This is a genomic window from Paenibacillus sp. N22P23, assembly GCF_059383735.1.
On record NZ_JBXENT010000008.1, the window covers coordinates 120,178 to 143,109 of the forward strand.

The following is a 22,932-nucleotide window of genomic DNA, read 5'->3' on the forward strand; positions in this document are numbered from 1 at the left end:
TAAACACTACCATTCCACTACCACCTTAACGTCTATTAGCGACTGGAACGAGTCACAATTCTGGAAGCGACGAAAACGAGCAGGATCAAGGCTAAGCTGAGCCCCAAGCCTATCCGTTCGTTACGATGCAGGAGTGCGCCGGAGATTGCCGCCAGAATAAGTACCATTCCGATATAAGCGCCATAGGGATGTGCAAAGGCCCGAAACTTGCCAGTACTCGCCTCATTGCGATTATGTAATTTGAGCGATGAAGCAAGAATGAGAATCCAGTTCAAGATGAGCATCGCACCCGCTGCTGTGCTCACATATTCATACATCGTATGGGGCAGCAGATACGAGCACACAATGGAGATGGCCAGCGCAGCCGCCGTAATCCAAAGCGATTTCGAGGCAACGCCGCGACTGTTTACCTGTTTCAGCGAGCGTGGGGCATCGCCATCCTCCGCCAGCGACACCATAATCCGATTCACACCGAATAACGCCCCGACCATAGTAGAAAAGGCCGCGCTGATGATAATGAGATTAAACAACGTATCGAGATACGGGATGTGAAAGCCAGAGAGGGCCGTTACAAAAGGACTGGTAGCGTCGCTGATTGCAGACGGATCCGTCATTTTGAGTACGCCGAACAAGGCGAGGACATAGACAAGAACCAGCACCACTAGGAGCGTAAGCCCGGCTTTTGCAATCTCATCCCCGCGCTTCAATTCCGAAGCGGTCACGCCTACCACCTCAATGCCCCCGAAGGAGAAGAAGACAAAAATCATGCCAGACCACAGCCCGCTAAAACCATGCGGGAACCAGTCATGCATACCGATGGGTTGAATCGGCACCTTAGGCGAAGTGGATAACAAGCCGCACAAGAACAGCGCGCCAAATAAGATGAACAAGACTAAGATTGAAAGCTTGATGACGGCAAACACAGACTCGATGGTTCCGAAATTGCGCACGCCCATGAAGTTGATGCCAAACCCCAGCACGGCATAGACCACGGAGAAGACGCCGAGCGGAATGTTTGGAAACCAATACTGCGTGAAGGTAGACAACGCGACGATTTCGCTGGACATAATGAGCACGCCCGATAGCCAGTAGATCCATCCCGACATAAAGCCTGCCGATCGGCCGAAGGCCAATCTCGCATACGTGCGAAACGAACCCGGCTGCGGGTCGTTCACGGTCATTTCAGCTAAAGCAGCAAATACAATAAACGTCGCAAGACCTGCTATCATATAGCCGATGAGCACGGATGGCCCGGCCATACCGATCGACAGACCGCTCCCAAGAAAGAACCCCGCTCCTATAATGGAGCCTATCCCGATTAGCGACAGCTGCCACCATGCCAATCTTTTATGCATTCCTAGTACCCTCCACATCTAAATCGTCGCATTAGTATGCCCTGGTATAGTGGAGAAGTTGCGGATTATCGAATGTAATAACCACTTGGGTTCCCCCGTGTCGTCGAACACATAGCAGCAGCCCGCTCGAGCTGTTGACCAGTTCGGGCGGGCTGCGTGGACGATATGTTACAGCACGAAGACAAGGAGCATCCATAGGAGATGATACATGGCCAGCAGCGCGTAGATGAGGGTCACGATAAGCACCCACTTTTTAAGAAAGGATGTTTCAGATACATTTTGTATCAAAAAATACAGAAGAAGCGGCAACATAATCTTATACGCGTAGAAGACGGTTGGGTCCGTCTCGTACAAATAAGCAGCAAACGGGTTTACTTCACTGATCGCACGCATACGAATGCCCATATCTGTAGCAAATGCATCGAAAAAAGATAAAAACACCAGCCATTTCAATGTGTTTTTACCCGGACGCAAGCTCCATATGGCCATTTTCGCTCGAGCCGGCATGGCATCGCCTCCCTATTTTAGATACATATTGTATCATATTCTACCAAATAAATACATACCCTTGCCTAGTAAAAAGAGCAGCGGCGACATCGTCGCCCTGCTCTCCTATGCTGCTTAATCTCTCGAGGCTTCATACAGCTTCTGTGCCAGAAGTCCGGGCTGTGTTCTAAAGTAGGTCATATGGTCGCCATGCGATCGAATCAGCCTAAACAATCCGAGTCGGCTCGACATATGCGGATGCCAGCCGAAACCCTCCCCCTGAGGCAGCAAATTATCCTCCGTGAGATAGAGATAGCTTCGCGGGATGTTCAAACTGTAAAACTTCTTGAGGTCCAGCTTCTCAAAAGCAGGCTTCGCCGGCTCCGATCCCGCTTCGCTGTACAGCTGCTGCGCAAGCTTCAGATCCGCCAAATTCACGAACAACTCACGGAAGATCGGAAACGGCAGCACGAGCGAATCATCCCTCGAGGATTGTCTAAGCTGCTCGAACATTTGCTGCACAGGAGGCGGAAACTGATCCACTACCGATTGCCCGTCGCCCAGCACAAAACCATCCATAAAGACAAGCCGCTTGATGCGGTCCGGAACTAGCTCCGCCGTTTTCTGTATGACCGATCCACCGAAGCTATGCCCTACCAGCACAATATCGCGCAAGTTATTTTTGATGATGAAATCAGCTACCGCTTTCGTAATCATGGCATGCGTCACATTCTTATTCGGATCACTGCCATGGCCGGGATATTCAGGGGTATAAACGCGATGCCCCATCTTGCGCAGCATCACCGCTACCCCGTTCCAGAAGCTGGCATTCGCCCATGAACCATGGACGAGGACGAAGGTGAGCGGCTGCTCTTTCGCCCTCTGCTCCATCACATATTGCCAGCCTGGGATCCACTCACTCACGCTATTTCTTATATCGAGATACATGACTTTTATTCCTTTCGTACATAGCATTGGTTTATAGCCTAGTCTATGTCCGAAGCGGCTTTGGGGTGCCTTACCTGGCATTGCCTCCATTTGAAATATGTACATTCAAACGATCTGAAATTTCATATATAGTGAGAGAACAATGATCAATTCAAAGCAAATGGGGGAACTATTTCAATGAAAACAGGCAGCTCGATTATCGTTCAGGCCGAAGAAGGCCGTTTGCAAGGCGTTGCGGTTGCACAAGAGACGCCGGGTTATGGCGGAGCCGGTTATGTGAATGGCACCAGCAACGATGGAGATAGGCTTGAAGTGGATGTACAGATTCAGGAGGAAGGCTTCTATGAGCTAAGCGTCCGCTATGCAGTACCGGACGGCTATCGGTCCAACGCGCTTCTCGTCGACGGCAACTGCTACGGTTACGTAAGATCGCGTCCGACAGGCGGATTTATAACGGAGCATCAATGCAGCGTTTTTCTAACGGCCGGCTTGCATACGCTTGCCTTGCTCAAAGCATGGGACAGCGGTGTAGAAGTCGATTGCTTCTTGTTATCCGCCGTGGACAAGCCCGAGCTTAGCCGTACGCCGCGCCAACTGATCAACCCCAAGGCCACGGCGGAAACCGTGTCGCTGTGGAACTACTTGAACAGCCAGTTTGGCAGCAGCCTCATTACAGGCCAACATACCGCTTCCGGGTTTACGCCCGTGAAGGAGTTCACTTATATCGAGCGCGTAACCGGCAAACAGCCTGCCATCCGCGGGTTTGACCTGCTCAGCTATACACATGCAACTGAGACAGCAGATCCAACCCCGCATAAGCTGCTGGAAATCGCAGAGAACAAAGGCTCTATTGAGTCCGCGATCGAGTGGACGACCGTTCACAATGGGATCGTCACCTTGACCTGGCACTGGTTTGCGCCTACAGGCGGCACGGACAAAACGTTCTACACGAAGAACACCGACTTTAATCTTCCACTCGCTTTGATGTCTGATTCGAAAGAGCATCAACTGCTGCTCGCCGATATCGATGCCATTGCAGAGCAATTGAAGAAGCTGCAGGATGCGAACGTACCTGTGCTATGGCGGCCATTGCACGAAGCAGACGGCGCTTGGTTCTGGTGGGGCGCATTCGGTGCCGAGCCATGCAAGCAGCTATGGCGATTGCTGTATGACCGTCTGACGAACTTGCACCAGCTACATAACTTGATCTGGGTATGGAATTCTCATGTGGACGAGTGGTATCCGGGCGAGGGCGAAACCGACATTGACAGCTGCGACATTTATGCGCCATCTGCCAATTACGGCCCGCTGCGCAAGCCGTTCGAGCAAGTGGATGCGCTGGCCGGAGGCAAGAAGCTCATTGCGCTTGGCGAGAACGGATCGATTCCTGATCCGGATCAGCTCCTCGCGAGCCGTACACCTTGGCTGTGGTACATGACATGGGGCGAAGGCTTTGTGCTCGATGGCCATTCAACGACCGATGAGCAGTTGAAGAAAGTCTATCACCACCCGAACTGCATTACGCTTGACCGACTTCCAAACTGGAGAAATATCGGACAAGCCTAGGGCAGTATCATAGCTGGAAAATACGACTCCGAGCCTGCTCGGAGCTCAAGCTATAGCCAAGGTCCCTGTTTGGGGCACTTCAACCAACAAGATCGCCTTAACCTCCTTGATCAAACAGGTGGTTGGCGATCTTTTCTTTTCAGGAATGCGCTAACGAACCGCAAGGCGCTTATTTGCCCATTCATGGCGCCGGAAAAATTCTAACGAACCGTAAGAGCACTATTTGACGGTTTTGGAGTCGTTTGGAGCCGATTATCCCCCAATAACGCCTCTACGGTTCGTTAGATTCTCGGAGCCCCGAAATTCAGCCAAATAACGCCCGTACGGTTCGTTAGATTTTCGCGGCACGCAAGCTGTCACAGAAACAGAACTTCAATTGTCTTATTAGGTGTGAACGACAAATGAGACTCATTGGAGGAATCGATATGAACTTACGAATGAACGCGTCCCAAGCTAACCCAGCTGCCTACCAAGCGATGCGTAAACTAGATGGAACGGCAAAGGAATTAATTGCAGACAAGGTGCTCTATGAGCTCGTCAAAATCCGGGCTTCCCAAATCAACGGCTGTGCGTTCTGCGTGGATATGCACACAACCGATTTGCGGAACATGGGTGAAAGCGAGCGCCGGCTGAACCTGATCGTTGTATGGCGTGAATCCCCGCAATTTACGGAGAAGGAACGCGCTGCACTCGCATTGACCGAAGCGGTGACGCTGATCTCCGAAGGCGGCGTGCCGCAGAGCGTATACGACGAAGCCCGCAAACATTTCGACGAAAGCGAGTTTGTTGCCCTGCTCCTCGCCATCAATGCCATCAACGGCTGGAACCGCATCGCGATAGCCACAGGCATGTTCCCTGACTGCTATGCAAATGCGAAATAAGTGAATGTACTGACAAGCCACCCGGCCGGGTGGCTTTCTTTCATGCTCTTCTCTTGATAAAATGCATCTAGAATCGGAGGTGGATACGCCTTGACGTCAATCGATGACACGTTGGAAGTGGAACAGTTATATCGCGAGCATAAGACGCTGCTTACCTCCATTGCTTATCGGATGCTCGGTTCGATGAGCGAAGCCGAGGACGCCGTCCAGGATGTGTTCGTCACGATTAGCAGACTCGGTAAGATTGAGATGTCGCACCCAAGAGCCTACCTGGTCAAAATGGTTACAAACCGCGTACTCAACGTGATGAAGGCAGCGCCGCGCAACCGTGAGAGCTACACCGGCCATTGGCTGCCGGAGCCTGTCATCGCGTTTGGACCTGCGGAGGATCTGCCGCTCGCGCGAGTAATCCAGCATGAGCAGCTCGGCTATGCCATGCTCGTTCTGTTACAGACCTGCACGCCTCAAGAGCGTGCTGTCTTCGTGCTGCGCGAATCGTTCGGCTACGATTACGCCGATATCTCGGCCATGCTGGATAAGACCGAAGCCGCCTGCCGCAAAATCTTCAGCCGCGCCTCCGCGAAGATCGGCCACTTGTCGCGCACGGACAATGAGCCTATCGTGGATACCTCCATCGAACGTTTCGTCCAATCGTTCACACAAGCAATCCATACCGGAAGCCTGGAGAGCTTCCTTCACCTGCTGACCGAAGATGCGGTCATGCTCAGCGATGGCGGCGGCATCGTTCGCGCAGCCATCAAACCTATTCTGGGCCGCAGCCGCATCGTTGCTTTCTTTGAGGGTATTGCGGGTAAAGGCTCCCTTAACGGGAAGCTCCTCCGTGTATCGATCAGCGGCCAGCAGGGACTGCTTCTGCAGCGGGAGCAGAAGCCGCCGATTGCATTCGTGCTCGAGCCGAATGAGGATTTCAGCGCCATCCGAGCTGTTTATATGATTTCAAACCCCGAGAAGCTTACCCGAACTAGCGGCGAGTCTGATCAGACAAAGAGCTGCTGAGGTCATGCCCCGGCAGCTCTGTTCGTATATTATGGAATGCGGCTCTCGCTTAACGCTTGCACGGCTTTCTCTACGCGCCGCTGCCTGGTCTCGGCCGTCTTCGCGCCGTCAATGGATAGTACAATTCTACGCTTATTACTGTATGACAACCCGTCGAAGAAGGTTTGGGATGCCGGTACTCCGCTGAGTGCATCAGATAAATCTTCAGGCACCTCAAGCTCCCGAGGCTCGGTATCCAGCTCGAGCTCTACCTCGATCTCTTCGCCTGCAGCAACGCCGGCACCTTGGCGATTCTCCGCACTGAGCGGGAGCATGAAGCGTCCGCCATATACAGCAACCGTGCTGCGGTACGTATGAGAGCCAATCTTCACCTTTACGGCTGGCTTCTTGCCCGTCCCAAGTGACGCTACAGCATCGCTCGGCACCTCAAAGCCGGTTGCGGTCTTGCCGCCTAGCTCGACTACGGTTCGAAATTTCATACCCTTCGCCTCCTTACTTTTCTTTGATCGTCTACCGTTCCATTCTCGCTGCCTGCAATATCGCGATTGCAGCCTGTTCTCGCCGCTCTACATCCTCGCTTCGCATCGCGGCTTTCAGAATCTCGAGCGCTTCCAGAATCGTCGCTTCGTCGACCAGCCTCGTTCCGGCTGGCGCTTGTCTGCTCACCAACTGATCCAGCTGCTCCCGGCTAACCGGACGTCCGAACATGCCAAGCTTCCCGTCCTGCTCCAGAAAAACGATCAGCTCCGGATGCAGCTCTTCGCTGTTCAAACTTCGCAGCCACGTCACGCCTCGCCGATGCCCGCTCTGATCCTGCGCGTTATCGAAGTCATCGAGATAATAATAATCGCCAAGATCGCCAAGATACATGCGATCGCCATCGCCCACGATAATGTAATCGCCGTCCTGCATCACATACGCGAAACTGTAATGCGCCTGTACTTCGCGTTCCAGCTCTGGCCCATTAAGCCCATAACCTGCAGCAGCTAGTGACTCTTCCAGCTCTGCCTTGGTTAATTGGCTCATGTCTCCGATACCCGGTCTGCCGCAGCTTATATAATGATTTTCCACAAATTCCGATAATCCGTTCTTGCCTTCCGACTCCACCTGCATCCGAAACAACTGCATGTCGGTATCGCCCCTTTACACCATTATCCAGTTGCTTTACCATTCATACTATAACGCCCTTTAGCACGGTTTGCCATTCATCCGCATCATATCGATTAGGAGGCAATGAGCATGACAGCAGCCATGAAGGAAGAGTTCGATCGGCAAGGCTATATCATCCTGAAACAGCTCTATTCGCAAGAAGAGGTGCAAGCCTTAAAGGCGGAAGCAGCCGAGATTTTAGCTAGACATGATGTGGATAAAAGCGGTGTTTTTCTCGGATTAGCAGCCGAAAGCGAATTGTTCAAGGAGGCTGCACGGACACCTGAGCTGACCAACGTATTGAAAGCTATCATCGGCGATTCCGTCCTATTCATGAACGACAAGGTGGTCTTCAAGAATGCGAGCACGGGCTTCGGCTCACCCTGGCACCAAGACTACTCTTACTGGCACGGCAGTCACAAGTTCTCGGTTTGGATTGCGCTTGACGATGCCACTCCGTCTAACGGCTGTCTGAGAGTTCTTCCCGGTTCCCATCGCTCGACAGTCAGCCATGATGGTGAAGCAGCGGATAACAACGGATTCATCTATCGGTTAAAGGAAGAACAGATCGACGCATCGCAGATTGTTGATTTCTCAGCCTCCAAGGGAGACGCCATCGTATTCCACGACCTGCTGCTGCATGCCTCCTATTCCAATTCATCCGGTGCAGACCGCTGGGCCTTAATCTCCACCTACAAAGACGGTACACAACCTGATCCCGAATATCCGTGGGCCAAAGCCGCCTTTGCGCTGAATTAACGCTTGACGCCTCCGCTGCGGATCATTCGTTGCGTTCGCTAATACCTCTTCTTATAATCGACCAAATTACGTAGATTAGCAGCATTCCCGGACACATACAGCTCCATATTCGATAGGAACAAGTGAACGAGCCGCCCCCCGTTACGGACGGTCAGACCACCGGCATTATGCGGCGTGAGAATCACGTTCGGCATTGCCCAAAGTGGATGATCAGCGGGCAGCGGCTCCTGTTCGAATACATCAAGTCCTGCACCCGCGATAATCCCCTTATCCAGCGCCTCCACGAGATCTTCCGTCCGTACTGTCGCCCCGCGCCCAACGTTGATAAAATAAGCCGTCTGCTTCATCACAGCGAAACGCTCCGCATGAAACAGATGCTGAGTCTCGCCCGTAAGAGGCAGAATGTTAACGACATAATCGGCTTCCCGCAGCGCATCGTCAAGACGTGACGTATCGTACACAACATCCGCTTCCGGCATCGATCCGCCCGAACGGCGAACGGCAATGACGCGCATATCGAACGCACGGGCAATCCGCGCCACCTCGCGGCCAATTTCGCCTGCCCCGACAATCGCAACCGTGCCTCCGTTCATCTCGGCAAGCGTCTCCGGACTTTCCCATAAGCCTGTCCGCTGATTGCGAACGGCTGCTGCAATACCGCGTGACAGCCCAAGCATCATGGCGACGGCCGTCTCGGATACCGACCTGGCATGCACACCGCTGGCATCCGTCAGCAGGATGCCGCGCTCCTCCAGCAGGTCCAGCGGCAAGCTGTCGATCCCGGACGACCAGCTCTGCACCCAGCGCAGCTTAGTACCCTCCTGCAGCGCAATTTCTTTGACCCTCTTATCCCACCCGAGAATAATCTCCGCTTCGCGAAAATCTTGATCGACCACGCCAGACTTCCCGCCGCCGAAAATAATCGATGCATCAGGCGCTGCATGGCGCACCGCTTTCTGCTGTTCCGAAGTAAGCTCTTGTAAACAAAGTATCGTTATCATGAGGTGCAACTCCTCCTTGTTGGTTATCCCGTTTCCAGTTTTAACCGTACCATTATTGGGCATAGTTGTAACTACTAAATCTGTTAAAAAGAGGTACAGCGTATCTTGTGGGAATATCAAGCGCTGTCAGTAGGGCAAGTAAAAGAATCCTAACATGCCAATTTCTGCATTTCCAAAAATAAATAGTTTACATTCCATGTAATATCTTTATACTTAATAAAGATCATTCACACATGCAGAATAACCCATAATAGGAGGAATTTGAAGTGAGTAAAACAATCAAAATTGGTATTGTAGGTTACGGAAACCTCGGCAGAGGCACCCAGAAAGCGATCGCTCAAAATCCCGATATGGAGCTTACCGCGATCTTTACCCGCAGACAGCCTGAGCAAATGACCGGCGGAGAAGGCGTCCGCTTCGAACATATTTCGGCAGCAGAGCAATACAAAGGCATTATCGATGTTATGATCCTGTGCGGAGGGTCGGCTACTGACCTACCTGAGCAAACGCCTGTTATTGCAAGCATGTTCAACACCGTAGACAGCTTCGATACCCATGCCAAAATTCCGGAATTCTTCGACAAGGTCAACGCTGCCGCGCAGCAAGCCGGTACACTTAGCATTATTTCGACAGGCTGGGATCCGGGTCTGTTCTCCCTTAACCGCCTGCTTGCAGAAGCTATTCTGCCTGAAGGTAAAGACTTTACGTTCTGGGGCAAAGGCGTGAGCCAAGGCCACTCCGATGCCATCCGCCGTGTACCCGGTGTTAAAGCAGGCGTTCAATATACCGTGCCGGTGCAAGAAGTCATTGATCAAATCCGCTCGGGTGAAACACCGGAGCTCGCAACTCGTGACAAACATTTGCGTGAATGTTTCGTCGTCGCTGAAGAAGGCGCGAATAAAGAAGAAATTACACAAACAATTGTGAACATGCCGAACTATTTCTCGGATTACAACACGACCGTTACGTTTATTAGCGAAGAACAGCTGCAAGCGGAGCACCAAGGCATGCCGCATGGCGGTTTCGTCATTCGCAGCGGTATTACCGGAGCCGGCACCAAACAAATCATCGAGTTTGGCCTAACGCTCGAGAGCAATCCCGAGTTCACGGCAAGCGTCCTGGTTGCCTGCGCAAGAGCGGGCTACCGTATGAGCCAAGAGGGCAGCAAAGGTGCGAAGACGATTTTCGACCTTCCGATCGGCTACCTATCCCCAAAATCAGCTGAACAGCTTCGCCGCGAGCTGCTCTAATCGAAATTCAAGCTTGCCATGACACTCATGGCAAGCTTTTTTATTTGACAAAAACAACTTCTTTCGTTTCTCCACCGCCCCACTCCCCGTAACGCCAAACTGGGCCTCTGCATAGGATAATCCATGTTTACAATGGAGGTTATCAATCATGAGCTCGCAAAATCAGTCCGTGCAACAGGAACTAAAGCCGATCTATCAGTGCGACTCCAAAGTTTATCATACGCTGCGATCCGTTCAGGACCATCTTCATCAGCTGTGCACGAATCATGCCAATCGGATGGTTAAGGTCGAAACGATGGACGGCGATGTTTTCGAAGGACATATCGTCCATTGCGACAAGAGCATTCTCTACATTTGCCTGTCGAATGAAGGCGCCCATCGCGGGTTCTTCCCTGGACCTGGTTTTCCGCCACAACAGACCTACAATAACGTTATCCTGCCGCTCGTTCTGTTTAATCTTCTTGCCATCTCGCTGCTTTAAGCATGTAGTGGACCCGTTACATTTACATTTACTACAAAGGAGTGATAAGCATGGCTTTTATGCCACCGGTCGGACCTCAAGGTATGCAGCAGCCCCCAGGTTCACCGCCGCCGCAAATGGTTCCTCCAAGACCTATGACTTCATCGATGCTTGCCATTGATCCGGGAGCAATCTCCCGCTGCCTGTTCCGCCAAACCTATATTTGGCCGCGCAATGGAGCCGGCTTCTGGTTCTACCCCGTCTTCCTCGGTCGGACGTCGGTCTCCGGATTCCGCTGGAACGGCTTCTTCTGGATGTTCTCCGGATTCGACCTTAATCGAATCGATGCTTTTGCCTGCGTTTAATTGATAACGCCTGTTAAGCTAAGCCTCCAGAATTCCCCTTGGAGGAGAAGCTCCAACTTTTCCGAGAGGTAATAAAGCGAGATGTCTCTCTGTCATGCTGGCCATGGCCGAGGGACATCTCTTTTTGCGCTAGCGAATCCTGAGAGTCTTATTCCTGCAAAAATAGCCATTTATCAGATCTAACAAATCGTAGGAGCCTTATTGTGAGGGAATCGAGCGAGAATGGACCTTTTGACACCGAATAAGGCCTGTAGGATTCGTTAGAATTACAATCCCCTTCAATTTGTTGATATAAGACCTGTAGGATTCGTTAGCGCTCGTGAGCATCTAACTCTGCGGGACTTGCCGGGTTTTTCATTCGCATGGAATCTGACAAGCTCGCTGCAAATACAATTTCAAGTGGAGATTGTTACGACGAAAGCAGGGATATATGGAATGGGGAGTAAGCAAGAGTTTATAGTCGTGGTCGTTCCGATGTCGGAAATTAAGAAGTTTGTCGTGATTGATATCATTGGAGGTACCGTATTGTACTATTTAATTAAACTGCCGCTCCATTCCTTCTATGCAGCAATGGTGGGAAGCGCGGTTGGTCCGCTCCTCATCCGCCGTTCCTTGAGGAATCCGCGGCCGCGCAAAAGATAGCGATCGCCTAATAGGGCAAACGCTTTCCATCCAGATGGGCTTTCAAGTTTTCCAGTGACATCGAATACCCTTGTTCGGTCGGCCTTGCCTGTTCCTGCGATTCATAACCAGACTCCGTGATCGTCACGCGCGTGCCGCCGTTCTCCTCTGCGAGGATAAAAGTCGTTATCATTTCATGCTCAGGTGCAGCCTCCAACTCCCACCGCAGGGAAAACCGAAGCGGAGGATTAACGGTTACGATTGCTGCTCTCATCGTCACGACTTCGGCGCCCGTGTGATAGGCATTCGGGGAATGATGGAACCATATATAATCTCCCTCCCGCAGATGCGGAATCTCCCAAGGGGAGCCTGGGGAATACCATAACGAAATCTCCTCCGCTGCTGTTACCGCAGACCATACCCGCTCCTGCGAAGCCGCCACCCAAATCGTACATACTGCTTCTATATTGGCCATAATAACACGCTCCTTATCGCTATTATCCTAACTTGCCATCACCTAGATGGCAAGTTTTCTCACATTTAGTCTATAAATGTATTCTATCACCCCGCAAAGATTAATTAATTGGTATTATAACAACCACGCGCTTACAATGTATAAAAATACAAACTTTGAGTAGAAAAATGCAAACCGCAACAACCATCATCTAAAGGAGCGTTGGTAAAATTGATAACCGTTATACCTGATCAACAGACAACCGCAAAAGAATATGTTCAATCCGTATACGAAACAATTGTTCAACGTAACCATCACGAGCCTGAATTCCACCAAGCTGTGAAGGAAATTCTGGACTCCCTCGTCCCTGTACTAGCCCAGCATCCGGAGTATCAGCAGAATAGCATTTTGGAGCGAATTGCTGAGCCGGAGCGTGTCGTATCCTTCCGAGTGCCTTGGGTGGATGACAAGGGAAAGGTGCATGTGAACCGCGGATTCCGTGTTCAGTTCAACAGCGCACTAGGTCCGTATAAAGGCGGACTTCGGTTCCATCCGTCTGTAAATGCAAGCATCATTAAATTTCTGGGCTTCGAGCAGACCTTCAAGAACAGCCTCACCGGCCAGCCGATTGGCGGCGGCAAAGGCGGATCGGATTTCGATCCGAAAGGCAAGTCAGACCATGAAATTATGCGCTTCACGCAAAGCTTCATGACGGAGCTCTATAAATACATTGGACCTGAGGTCGATGTTCCTGCAGGCGATATCGGCGTGGGAGCACGGGAAATCGGCTATATGTTCGGGCAGTACAAACGTATTCGCGGCGGCAACGAGGCAGGTGTTCTGACGGGGAAAGGCGTTGTCTATGGCGGCAGTCTTGCACGCAAGGAAGCGACCGGCTATGGCTGCGTTTATTTCGTGAACGAGATGCTTGCAAGCAAAAACTTGAGCTTCGAAGGCAGCACGGTTGTCGTATCCGGTTCGGGTAACGTCTCCATCTATGCGATTGAGAAGGCACAACAGCTTGGTGCTAAAGTGGTTGCATGCAGTGACTCCAACGGTTATATCTACGACCCACAAGGAATCAACCTGGATACGGTCAAGCAATTGAAGGAACTAGATCGCAAACGCATTAGTGAATACGTGAAAATCCATTCACATGCTACCTACACGCCTGGCTGCGACGGTATTTGGTCCATTCCATGCGACATTGCGCTGCCATGCGCAACTCAGAATGAGATCGACGCGGCGTCTGCACAGCTGTTAGTAGATGGCGGGGTAAAGGCGATTGGTGAAGGGGCTAACATGCCGTCAACTTTGGAAGCCATTGACGTGTTTCTGAATAACGACGTACTGTTTGGGCCTGCCAAGGCTGCAAACGCGGGCGGAGTGGCTGTATCTGCACTCGAAATGGCGCAAAACAGCATGCGACTGTCATGGACCTTCGAAGAAGTAGACGCCAAACTACATGATATTATGAAAAATATCTATGCTAACAGCATCAAAGCAGCTGCAGATTACGGGCATGCCGGCAATCTGGTCTATGGTGCGAATATTGCTGGATTTATTAAAGTAGCCGACTCCATGATCGCGCAAGGCGTCGTTTAAGCATAACATGCAAAGGCCGGGAGACCGCTCAAATGAGCTGTTTCCCGGCCTTTTTCTGCTTGATGCTACCCTTCTTCGCCCAGAACGGCTCCGAATTGGTTCTTAAACATATTGGCATACACGCCTTGCTTCTGAAGGAGCTCTTCATGTGAACCCTTCTCCATGATAGCCCCGCGGTCGATGACCATGATCGTATCGGCGTCACGAATCGTATTGAGCCGATGGGCAATCAAGAAGCTGGTGCGACCATGCAGCACACCTCGCAGCGCATCTTGGATATGCAGCTCTGTCCGGGTGTCGATGCTGCTTGTCGCCTCGTCGAGTATAAGAATCGGCGGATCAGCCAGAATGACCCTTGCGATGGCAAGCAACTGCCGCTGGCCTTGGCTTAGGTTACCGCCGTTCTCGGCGAGCACCGTATCATACCGCTCTGGAAGTCTGCGGATGAAGGAAGCGGCATTCGCCAGCTCTGCCGCACGTTCCATTTGCTCGTCCGTTGCACTTGGCATGCCGTACTTGATATTTTCCCGGATCGTCCCGGAGAATAGATAGGTATCCTGCAGCACAATGCCGAATGCCTGCCGAAGGCTATCCTTCGTGTAATCACGGATGTCGCGTCCATCGATACGGATGGAACCGCCTGTCACATCGTAAAACCGATTTAACAGGTTCACAATTGTTGTTTTTCCTGCGCCAGTTGGACCAATAAGCGCCGTGCTTGTGCCCTCTGCGGAATCAAAGCTGATTCCCTTCAGAATCGGCACATCAGCACGGTAATCGAAGGACACATTGTCGAAGACGACATGTCCGCGCGGATTGACGAACGTCTTCGCCCCCGGACGATCGGCCGGCTCCTCCTCTTCATCGAGCACCTCGAATACCCGCTCCGCCCCCGCAACGCCTGACTGCAGCACGTTGAACAGATTCGCAAGCTCGATGAGCGGCCGCACAAATTGACGGGAATAGCTGAGGAAGCTGGCGATTACGCCGACTGTAATATGCCCATTCACCGCCAGCATCCCGCCTACAATGGCAACGGCCGCGAAACCGACGTTGTTGATGACGTTCATAATCGGCATGAGGAAACCTGAACGGATCTGCGCCTTAATCCCAATCTCACGCAGCTCTTCATTAACGACCTCGAAGTCATCGATAACCTTGTCTTCGCGGTTAAACGCCTTCACGATCTCGATGCCCGAGATCGTTTCTTCAATATGGCCGTTCAGCTTGCCGAGCTTGTTCTGCTGCTGCTTAAACAAAGGCCCTGTAGCACGGGCAATCGTGCGCGTCAGCAGGAATACGGCCGGTACCGTGATCAAGCTCGCCAGCGTCAGCACGGGGCTGAGCACCAGCATCATCACGAGCGCGCCTGTAATCGCTACCGATCCCGTCATCACTTGAATAGCCGACTGCGCGACGGTATTGCTCACATTGTCGATATCATTGGACATCCGGCTCATCAATTCCCCGTGCGTCCGCGTATCGAAGAAGCGAATCGGCAGCTTGTGCAGCTTCGCGAATAAGGAGGTCCGCATCCGCCCAACGATACGCTGCGATACACCGGCCATCAGCCACCCTTGCAGGAAGGTCAGACCGCCATCTGCGATGTAAGAAGAGACAAGCGCAATGAGGGCAATCTGAAGCAGTCCGAAATCGACAGGGCTGCCATCGTTCTCTACGGACATGGCATCGATCGCCACGCCGATGAGGTAGGGACCAGAAAGCGTAATGAGGGCATCGATCAGTACGATGACGAAAATGATAGCCAGAAGCTTTCTTTCCTTGCCAAAATACGACCACAGCCGACCCAGAGTCGCCTTCAAATTCTTCGGTTTCACAACCGGCCCCCGGCCCATCAAACCGCCTCGGCCCGGGACATTCACGGCAGGCATGGGCGGCGGCGAACCCTGCGCTTGCGCCTGCGATTGAGGTTGACCCTGCGCCGGAGTACCTCCTTCGGGTCGGTTATTCCGTTCAGACATTGGCACGCGCCTCCTTGCCGGTCTGCGACCGATATATTTCCTGATACGCCGCGCAGCTTAGCATCAGCTCTTCGTGCCGCCCGGAGCCAACGATCTCCCCATTGTCGAGCACGATAATACGGTCCGCATCCATGACAGAGGACATGCGCTGAGCGATTAGAATACAGGTTAAGCCTTGTGCATATTCCCGCAGCGCTTCCTTAATACGTGATTCCGTCGACGTATCCACAGCGCTCGTGCAATCGTCCAGAATCAGGATCGACGGCTGGCGAATGAGCGCCCTTGCAATGGAAACCCGCTGCTTCTGACCGCCGGAGAGATTTACCCCGCCTTGACCGAGCAGCGTATCGTAGCCTTCGGGACAATCCATAATGAAGTCATGCGCCTGCGCCATCCGCGCTGCCAGCTCGACCTGCGCGTGGGTAGCTTCTTCCTTGCCCCATAGCAGGTTCTCCCGAATGGAGCCGGTAAACAGCACGGCTTTCTGCGGCACAATGGCTATTTTCTCCCGAAGCGACTTCAATTCGATGTTTCGTACATCCTGCCCGTCCACTTCCACCGTTCCCGAGGAGGCATCGTAGAACCGGGGAATGAGGTTAACGAGCGAGCTCTTGCCCGAGCCTGTTGAACCGATAATCCCGATCGTCTCTCCTGGCCGGCAGTCCAGCGTAATATTGCGAAGCACAGTCTCCGACTTGGCATACGAGAAAGACACCCCTTTGAACGAAATGCTCCCGCTGCCGGATTGCCCGGAAGCACGCTGCCCCTGTCCCCCATCTCTCACCGTCATGGAATCCTTCTCCGCGAATACCTCGCCGATCCGCTCTGCCGACGCTTTTGCTCTTACGAACATGGTGAACACACTTGATATCATCAACAAAGAGAACAGAATTTGCGTCATATAGTTGATAAATGCAATAATATGGCCAACCTGCATATGGCCGCCGTCAACCCGAACGCCGCCGATCCAAATAACCGCGGTAATACCAAGGTTCACGGTCAACATGATGCTTGGGCTGAAGATCGACATTAAGCGCATCGCGCGCGAGGACGCTTCCCGATAGGTATCATTGACCATGCCGAACTTGTCCGTCTCATAATCGACCCGGTTAAAGGCTTTGACAACACGAACCCCGGATAAATATTCGCGTGACACGCCATTTACGCGATCGAGCGCTCGCTGAACGCCTGCAAACAACGGAAAACCAATGCGCATATTGATCACAATGAGCAGCGCCACGAATGGAATGACAACAGCCAATACAACCGAAAGCGGCGGATTCAATCGAATCGCCATAATGAGACTGCCGATGCAAATAAGCGGTGCTTTGACAAAGATACGCATGAGCCCGTTGGTGAAGTTCTGAATTTGGGTCACATCGTTCGTCAGCCTTGTTACTAGAGAGGCACGATCGAATTTGTCGATGCTGTCAAACGATAACGTCTGAATCTGGCGGAACAGGTCCGACCGCAGTCGTGTGCCGAAATTCAAGGAGACATGGCTGGAGATAATGTTGCGCATGGTCGCCCCTGCCGCACCAATAGCCGTTATGAGCAGCATGTAGCCGCCGAAACGGAAGACATAATCGAGTTCCCTGTTCGCAACACCAACGTCAATAATGCGCGACATGAGCGTGGGCTGCATGAGATCACATAACGCTTCAAGCATCAGGAACAGAATCGCTGCGGCAAACGGTTTTCCAAATTGGCGAAAATAAGGCTTTAGAAAGCTCAACGTTCAGGACTCCCTTACAGTTTGTCTTCCTTTTATTGTAACGACTATTACCCTGCTAATGGAACCCAGTTAACGAAAACTAATCAAGGGGATACCTTCTATGAAGAAAAAATTAATCATTAGCGCTGCAGTCCTTGTACTCCTTATTCTGATTCTATTCGGTACGCTTAAATGGATGAACTCGCGAACCTTTCAAGTATTCGGAGGCATCACCAACCAGGTGGAAACGAATCAGAAAGTCATCGCCCTCACCTTTGATGACGGGCCCACCGGCAACGTCGATCAGATTCTGCCGCTTCTGGACAAATACAAAGCAAAGGCCACCTTCTTCCTCATTGGCGGTGAGCTTGCGCAGAACCCGGAGGAAGGACGCCAGATAGCAGAGACTGGACATGAAATCGGGAATCACACCTATTCGCATGACAGGATGGTCTTTAAATCTCCTTCTTATATCCGGGACGAAATCGAAAAGACAAATACGCTAATCCGCCAAACCGGCTACGAGGGAGAAATTCTTTTTCGCCCGCCCTACGGCAAGAAGCTGGTTGGACTGCCTTATTACTTGAAGAAGCATCATATGAAAACGATCACTTGGAACCTGGAGCCGGATACGTATTATTCAACGACTGCCGATAAGGTACGTTATGTCAACGAGCAAGCGAAGCCGGGGGACATTCTGCTTCTTCATCCCATGTATGATCAGAACGAGATCACCGCGATCGATGAAATTCTGCAGGCGTTGACGGAGCAAGGGTATTCCTTTGTTACGGTTAGCGATCTGCTGAAGCTGAAATAGTAAGGGCTTGTATCCCAGCTTGTATCCAGGCCTGCATCTTGGCTCGCCTTTAACGGGCCGCGGAGCAAGAAACACCTAACTAAAATGTTGCACTTTGTGCAGCATATAGCGGCGGTAGACCTTTGGGAGATGCGAAATGTATTGCGGAAGCGTCCATTAGTGCTGCTTCACTCCGCGGCGCTATCGTGTTCGGCGGCGGTTACGTGAAGGATCTGATTAAGATGGATAAGGACCGTAATCGCATAGTTTGGGCACTGAAAAGCTGGACGAAACAGTATGTCCGGGGCATCCTTGCTGCGGTGGGATGATCATCACTATTCAATCAAAAAGGACCGAGCAGCCGCTTGGTCCTCAGGCTGTCCGAGAAAGTCTAGACAGCCACTTTTGTGCCTATGCTTCATGAACAAAACTTTAACGGTTGTCAGCGTGGCTATTTGATGATTATAAGCCTTTTTGAAAGGCTAACGGTTGTGACAGACGTTATTTGGAGCAAATGGGTCGATTCCCAATAGAAAACGTTCAAATAAGCTCGCTGACAACCGTTAGCATATAAAAAGGGGCTATTTATGCCAAATAACCACTGTCACAACCGTTAGAGTTTAAAATGCGACAAAGATCCGCCCATCACGGGCGTATAGGACATAAAGAAGTTTGCTCTCGTGCCGCGCCGGAAGCTAAAGAACAGAAGTGAGATCAAACGTAGGTTTCTCAACACACGAAGGACCGAGCGGCCGCTCGGTCCTTTTCCAACTTACAAATAACGAATGGCTGTGCCGTAAGCGTTCAATGACCCAGCCGCCAGACCGGGCGTGAGCAGAATGCCGATGACCGCATCACACGTAGCAACTGCCCCGCCGGCGCGACCGAGCTGCTGCAGCATATTAACGGGCGAGCTGTTACTAATCCTGCCGGAGTAAACGGTGCAGAGCACTTCATAAGGCTGGGGCAGCGAATGAACGGTGTATACCGGCAATACCCGGGCTGTCTCCGTTGCAACCGGCTCGGTTGTTTGTTTGGAATTCTTATTGCCGAACATGGAACCATCACCCCGACTGTTGTTTTGCAACTATCATAGCAGATGACTCCCTAATCGCATATGGGCTCGGCCCAATTAAGCTTCCTGCCCCCGCCCGGCGGCTCGTCGAACGGACGGAAATAGAAATCCTTGAAATGAACGAGCGACACGGGCAAAAGCGGCGGCTGCAGTCCTTCTTTATTTGTCAAAAAAAGTCGACACGGAGTCTCCTCCATGTCGACCTGCTGAACTAGCTTATCCATGTCATGTCTGCCTTCTCAACTTGCCATTTGCCGTCTTTCCATTCCACGACAACTCGCATGCCTATGGCCCCGTCACCAGAACGATACTTGGAGCCCTCTACAATAAGCTGCTTAACGGAAACTTCCGTTTTATCGACTTTCAACAGCACGCCGTCAAGCGAAAGCGTATCCGGGTTATATAACCCTTTGGCCTTCAACTGCTCATAGGTCGCTTCCATCACTTCAACCTTGTAGGACTTGAAATGCTCCAGAATCTGCTGTTTATCTGCAGCATCGAGGTCCTTTAAATTGCTCATATCAATCGCAATGTACTCCATGTCACTATTCAAACCTTTATCAACCGGCATATAGGCATCTAAAGCCAAGCCGTACAGTTCGCCTAAGTCCATAGCTCCGACCTCAGATTTCTCCCCGCATGCACTCAATAGCAACATGACCGCACATAAGGATACCCACATCATTTTTTTGAAAAGCATACTGCGCCTCACATCCATTCCGACCTTATTGCTATACAAGACGGTGTGAATAGTAAATTTGTTGCCGGGGTAAGTTATACAATCCGTCCTTGCGGGTGGTTTGTTCTGTATTTAAATATTCCTTGACAGGAATATTCCTAATAAGGTATATTCAAAACAAGAACTTAACTCTGGAGGAATCATAATGACCGATAACCAAGCAGTAAAAGCCAATGTAACAAGCATGGAGGATGGGAAATTAGTCATTTCCCGTACCTTCAACGCGCCACGCGAACTGGTTTTTAAAGTATTTACGGAAGCCGAGCATCTGAAGCACTGGTGGGGACCGAAAGGTCTCAGTCTTGAAGTGGTGAAGCTTGATCTGCGTCCCGGTGGGATCTTCCACTACACCATGAGCGCTCCCGATGGACAAACCATGTGGGGTAAATTCGTTTATCAAGAAATCGTGGCACCGGAGAAGCTCGTCTGGCTCAACTCGTTCTCTAATCCTGAAGGCGGCACAGAGCGCCCTCCGTTCGCAGCGGATTTCCCGCTGGAAATCTTGAATATCGTTACGTTTACGGAACAAGACGGCCAAACTACCCTTAAACTGGAGGGTGGCCCTCACAATGCTAACGATGCGGAGCACGCATTCTACAGAGGCATGTTCGAATCCATGAACCAAGGGTTCGGCGGCACCTTCGACCAGCTCGACGCTTACTTGGCAAGCTTGTAAACGACAGAAACAAGGCCGTGGCAGTCACCTTATCAGGTGGCTTTCACGGCCTTTTTGTATGATTTCTACTCGTACTCGCTCCTAATAATAGCTAGGATTCGTTTAGCTTCTCCTGCAGCGGCAGACTCTTTATCGTGCCCATAGTAAGTGATGAGCGCTTTCCATAATGCCCAGCCGCACGCCCGGTGACGTGTTCCTTCGTCGCAGCCAAGCTCCCGCAAGAATATCTTCCTGCTTTCCTGATCAAAGAATGTCCATGCCATCGCATAATCACAGGCTGGATCACCCACGCCCAGTATACCGAAGTCGATCACGCCGCTGAGCCGACCATCCTCCACCAAGAGGTTGCCTGGTGCGATATCGCCATGCACCCAAACCGGCCTTCCCGTCCATTGCGACTGAAGTGCCAGGTCCCACATGTCGTGGAATACACGAGTTTCAAAGGCTGATTTCAAATGCTCGAGTGTACTCTTCGTTTCCTCATGATAGACAGCAAGCGAACCGCCACGATGGAAATTATGTGCTCCCGGAGGAGGCCCATCCGATGCCGGAATGGCTTGAAGCTCCTTTAGGAAAGCAGCTAAATCTGCGGCTAGTTGATTCAAATCGTCTATTGCAGCTTGGCTTACGGTCTCCCCTTCAATCCATTGATTGACGGACCACGGCCACATATATCCTTCCGCAGGATTCCCTTTAGCTATTGGAGCTTGTATAGGCAAAGAAAGATGCGGTCTAAGCTTCGGCAGCCAGAATAGTTCCTTCTCAACCTGAGCCGCATACGGCTCATGACTTGGCAGCCTGACGCTCATCGCAGCGCCTAAGTGGAAGGTCCGATTATCATGGCCGCTGCTGGCAACCGGATAGATCGGCAAGTCCGCCCATTGCGGGAATTGCCCTTTAATAAGTTTACTCACTAGTTCCGTGTTGATCTCCATCATTAGTAACCTCCTAGACGAATCCGAAACGCCAATATATTCGATGCCGCCGGGTAACGATGAGTGTCCTCCGGCGATGCGGCAGGGATCTCCAGAACGCGGGATCTGCGTGTTTGATTCATCATTTTGATTGCCTCCGCTACCATACATCACTCATTTCGATAATTAGCACCGCCGCCGAGCAATTCCACGAAGCCGTTGAACGCTTTCGACTTCCATTTCTTCTTTGAGTAAATCAATTGCGTATAGAACCTGCAGTCCGGGTGGGCAAAAGGAATCGCGATAAGCTGGCCTTTGCGGACTTCCTCGGCCACTGTAATCTGAGGCACTAAGGCGATCCCCAGACCGTAGATTACACACTGCTTGATGGCTTCCAAATTGCCAAACTCGTAGGAGAGACTGAAGCTCACTTGATTGCCCTTCAACACCTTGAGCAGCATAGCTCGGTACGTGCAGCCATCTTCCGTCAGAATGAGGGACTCGTTCTCCAAATCCTCGACATGGACCTCGCCTCGTCCATTTAACCGATGCTCGGTGCTTGCGATAATGACCAAAGTTTCTTCTCGCAGGATGCTGCTGTGAAGCTCCGGGTCCGTGAACGGAGGATCCAGAATGATCCCGACGTCGAGCTCTCCTTCTTTGACCGATTCGATAATAAACGGCTCATTAGCCGGCTTAATGACAATGTTAACGTCCGGATACTCACGGCGATAGGCCTGAAGATGCGGCGGGAGGTAAAAGGCGGCCAATGTCTCAATTGTTCCAATCGAGAGAGTCCCTTTGGCTTGCTTGGCCACAACTTCTTTGGACTCTTCATGCAGCCTGTAAATATCGTTGGCGTATTGCAGGAGCGATTCACCCGCCATCGTCAGCTTCATGCCTCTTCCGAAGCGCTCCAAGAGGACCGCTCCGTAAGATTCCTCCAGCTTTTGGATCTGTGACGTGATGCTCGACTGGGCGTATCCCAGTGATTCCGCGGCTCGCGTGTAGCTCCCACACTTGGCCACCTCGCGAAAAGTCTTCAAGTACGTCAGTTCCACCGGTACCGACTCCATTCCTATAAGAAGTTCCCGCTACTTTATCATGATCTCGCAGTTA

The 22,932-nt window shown here is 51.7% G+C and carries 27 protein-coding genes; 12 read left to right on the forward strand and 15 right to left on the reverse strand.

Going from position 1 to position 22,932, the window contains the following annotated elements; genetic code table 11:
* Positions 1–35 precede the first annotated feature (35 nt).
* The 3 genes from AC506A_RS24705 to AC506A_RS24715 form a co-directional block, all read right to left on the reverse strand.
* Positions 36–1,355, reverse strand: a complete 1,320-nt coding sequence (locus AC506A_RS24705) for an amino acid permease (RefSeq protein WP_495463659.1) — start codon at positions 1,353–1,355, stop codon at positions 36–38.
* Between the two features lie 168 nt (positions 1,356–1,523).
* The gene (locus AC506A_RS24710; RefSeq protein ID WP_495463660.1) at positions 1,524–1,862 is read right to left on the reverse strand and encodes a DUF5658 family protein; all 339 of its coding nucleotides are present in this window, start codon (positions 1,860–1,862) and stop codon (positions 1,524–1,526) included.
* A gap of 114 nt (positions 1,863–1,976) precedes the next feature.
* Positions 1,977–2,765 (reverse strand): alpha/beta fold hydrolase, encoded by a 789-nt coding sequence (locus AC506A_RS24715; protein WP_495463661.1) that lies wholly within the window; start codon positions 2,763–2,765, stop codon positions 1,977–1,979.
* 201 nt (positions 2,766–2,966) lie between these two features.
* Between AC506A_RS24715 and AC506A_RS24720 the strand changes: the two genes are divergently transcribed.
* From AC506A_RS24720 to AC506A_RS24730, 3 genes are all read left to right on the forward strand, one after another.
* Positions 2,967–4,355: a glycosyl hydrolase gene (locus AC506A_RS24720; protein WP_495463662.1), complete on the forward strand. Its 1,389-nt coding sequence runs from the start codon at positions 2,967–2,969 to the stop codon at positions 4,353–4,355.
* A gap of 425 nt (positions 4,356–4,780) precedes the next feature.
* On the forward strand, positions 4,781–5,236 hold the full coding sequence (locus AC506A_RS24725; protein ID WP_495463663.1) for a carboxymuconolactone decarboxylase family protein: 456 nt from the start codon (positions 4,781–4,783) through the stop codon (positions 5,234–5,236).
* Between the two features lie 90 nt (positions 5,237–5,326).
* Positions 5,327–6,253: a sigma-70 family RNA polymerase sigma factor gene (locus AC506A_RS24730; RefSeq protein WP_495463664.1), complete on the forward strand. Its 927-nt coding sequence runs from the start codon at positions 5,327–5,329 to the stop codon at positions 6,251–6,253.
* A 29-nt stretch (positions 6,254–6,282) separates the two neighbouring features.
* Here the strand turns inward: AC506A_RS24730 and AC506A_RS24735 are convergent, their stop codons facing one another.
* Both AC506A_RS24735 and AC506A_RS24740 read right to left on the reverse strand, forming a co-directional pair.
* Entirely contained in the window at positions 6,283–6,732 is a 450-nt protein-coding gene (locus tag AC506A_RS24735; protein ID WP_495463665.1) for a YdeI/OmpD-associated family protein, read from the reverse strand.
* 31 nt (positions 6,733–6,763) lie between these two features.
* Complete coding sequence (locus tag AC506A_RS24740) at positions 6,764–7,381, reverse strand: DUF8426 domain-containing protein (protein WP_495463666.1); 618 nt, start codon at positions 7,379–7,381, stop codon at positions 6,764–6,766.
* Between the two features lie 111 nt (positions 7,382–7,492).
* On the opposite strand from AC506A_RS24740, the gene AC506A_RS24745 reads away from it, so the two are divergent.
* A complete protein-coding gene (locus tag AC506A_RS24745) occupies positions 7,493–8,161 on the forward strand; it encodes a phytanoyl-CoA dioxygenase family protein (RefSeq protein ID WP_495463667.1) in 669 nt (222 codons plus the stop codon).
* Positions 8,162–8,199: 38 nt separating this feature from the next.
* Here the strand turns inward: AC506A_RS24745 and AC506A_RS24750 are convergent, their stop codons facing one another.
* On the reverse strand, positions 8,200–9,162 hold the full coding sequence (locus AC506A_RS24750) for a D-2-hydroxyacid dehydrogenase (RefSeq protein WP_495463668.1): 963 nt from the start codon (positions 9,160–9,162) through the stop codon (positions 8,200–8,202).
* 266 nt (positions 9,163–9,428) lie between these two features.
* Between AC506A_RS24750 and AC506A_RS24755 the strand changes: the two genes are divergently transcribed.
* From AC506A_RS24755 to AC506A_RS24770, 4 genes are all read left to right on the forward strand, one after another.
* Positions 9,429–10,412, forward strand: coding sequence for a diaminopimelate dehydrogenase (locus tag AC506A_RS24755; RefSeq protein ID WP_495463669.1), 984 nt, complete (start codon positions 9,429–9,431; stop codon positions 10,410–10,412).
* 148 nt (positions 10,413–10,560) lie between these two features.
* Complete coding sequence (locus AC506A_RS24760) at positions 10,561–10,893, forward strand: hypothetical protein (RefSeq protein ID WP_495463670.1); 333 nt, start codon at positions 10,561–10,563, stop codon at positions 10,891–10,893.
* 50 nt (positions 10,894–10,943) lie between these two features.
* Positions 10,944–11,237: a transporter gene (locus AC506A_RS24765; protein WP_495463671.1), complete on the forward strand. Its 294-nt coding sequence runs from the start codon at positions 10,944–10,946 to the stop codon at positions 11,235–11,237.
* A 435-nt stretch (positions 11,238–11,672) separates the two neighbouring features.
* Positions 11,673–11,879, forward strand: a complete 207-nt coding sequence (locus tag AC506A_RS24770) for a hypothetical protein (RefSeq protein ID WP_495463672.1) — start codon at positions 11,673–11,675, stop codon at positions 11,877–11,879.
* 7 nt (positions 11,880–11,886) lie between these two features.
* On the opposite strand, the gene AC506A_RS24775 is transcribed toward AC506A_RS24770, so the two are convergent.
* Positions 11,887–12,333, reverse strand: coding sequence for an SRPBCC domain-containing protein (locus AC506A_RS24775; protein WP_495463673.1), 447 nt, complete (start codon positions 12,331–12,333; stop codon positions 11,887–11,889).
* Between the two features lie 210 nt (positions 12,334–12,543).
* Here AC506A_RS24775 and gdhA point away from each other — a divergent pair, with 210 nt between their 5' ends.
* A complete protein-coding gene (gene gdhA / locus AC506A_RS24780; RefSeq protein ID WP_495463674.1) occupies positions 12,544–13,917 on the forward strand; it encodes an NADP-specific glutamate dehydrogenase in 1,374 nt (457 codons plus the stop codon).
* Between the two features lie 65 nt (positions 13,918–13,982).
* On the opposite strand, the gene AC506A_RS24785 is transcribed toward gdhA, so the two are convergent.
* Positions 13,983–15,809 (reverse strand): ABC transporter ATP-binding protein, encoded by a 1,827-nt coding sequence (locus AC506A_RS24785; RefSeq protein WP_495463773.1) that lies wholly within the window; start codon positions 15,807–15,809, stop codon positions 13,983–13,985.
* A gap of 82 nt (positions 15,810–15,891) precedes the next feature.
* The gene (locus tag AC506A_RS24790) at positions 15,892–17,634 is read right to left on the reverse strand and encodes an ABC transporter ATP-binding protein (RefSeq protein ID WP_495463675.1); all 1,743 of its coding nucleotides are present in this window, start codon (positions 17,632–17,634) and stop codon (positions 15,892–15,894) included.
* Positions 17,635–17,734: 100 nt separating this feature from the next.
* On the opposite strand from AC506A_RS24790, the gene AC506A_RS24795 reads away from it, so the two are divergent.
* Positions 17,735–18,430 (forward strand): polysaccharide deacetylase family protein, encoded by a 696-nt coding sequence (locus AC506A_RS24795; RefSeq protein ID WP_495463676.1) that lies wholly within the window; start codon positions 17,735–17,737, stop codon positions 18,428–18,430.
* A gap of 122 nt (positions 18,431–18,552) precedes the next feature.
* On the forward strand, positions 18,553–18,738 hold the full coding sequence (locus tag AC506A_RS24800; RefSeq protein ID WP_495463677.1) for a hypothetical protein: 186 nt from the start codon (positions 18,553–18,555) through the stop codon (positions 18,736–18,738).
* Between the two features lie 443 nt (positions 18,739–19,181).
* On the opposite strand, the gene AC506A_RS24805 is transcribed toward AC506A_RS24800, so the two are convergent.
* From AC506A_RS24805 to AC506A_RS24815, 3 genes are read right to left on the reverse strand one after another with little or no spacing between them, the layout of a single operon-like run.
* Positions 19,182–19,466, reverse strand: coding sequence for a hypothetical protein (locus tag AC506A_RS24805; protein WP_495463678.1), 285 nt, complete (start codon positions 19,464–19,466; stop codon positions 19,182–19,184).
* Between the two features lie 50 nt (positions 19,467–19,516).
* Positions 19,517–19,708, reverse strand: a complete 192-nt coding sequence (locus AC506A_RS24810) for a hypothetical protein (RefSeq protein ID WP_495463679.1) — start codon at positions 19,706–19,708, stop codon at positions 19,517–19,519.
* Positions 19,696–20,184 carry a peptide ABC transporter substrate-binding protein gene (locus AC506A_RS24815; RefSeq protein WP_495463680.1) on the reverse strand — a complete coding sequence of 163 codons (489 nt, stop codon included), beginning with the start codon at positions 20,182–20,184 and terminating at the stop codon, positions 19,696–19,698. Before AC506A_RS24815 ends, AC506A_RS24810 begins: the two co-directional genes overlap by 13 nt.
* A gap of 184 nt (positions 20,185–20,368) precedes the next feature.
* Between AC506A_RS24815 and AC506A_RS24820 the strand changes: the two genes are divergently transcribed.
* The gene (locus AC506A_RS24820; RefSeq protein ID WP_495463681.1) at positions 20,369–20,899 is read left to right on the forward strand and encodes an SRPBCC domain-containing protein; all 531 of its coding nucleotides are present in this window, start codon (positions 20,369–20,371) and stop codon (positions 20,897–20,899) included.
* Positions 20,900–20,964: 65 nt separating this feature from the next.
* On the opposite strand, the gene AC506A_RS24825 is transcribed toward AC506A_RS24820, so the two are convergent.
* From AC506A_RS24825 to AC506A_RS24835, 3 genes are read right to left on the reverse strand one after another with little or no spacing between them, the layout of a single operon-like run.
* Complete coding sequence (locus AC506A_RS24825; RefSeq protein WP_495463682.1) at positions 20,965–21,837, reverse strand: aminoglycoside phosphotransferase family protein; 873 nt, start codon at positions 21,835–21,837, stop codon at positions 20,965–20,967.
* A complete protein-coding gene (locus AC506A_RS24830; protein ID WP_495463683.1) occupies positions 21,837–21,959 on the reverse strand; it encodes a hypothetical protein in 123 nt (40 codons plus the stop codon). The genes AC506A_RS24825 and AC506A_RS24830 overlap by 1 nt, the downstream gene beginning before the upstream one ends.
* A 24-nt stretch (positions 21,960–21,983) precedes the next feature.
* Complete coding sequence (locus AC506A_RS24835; protein WP_495463774.1) at positions 21,984–22,874, reverse strand: LysR family transcriptional regulator; 891 nt, start codon at positions 22,872–22,874, stop codon at positions 21,984–21,986.
* Positions 22,875–22,932 lie beyond the last annotated feature (58 nt).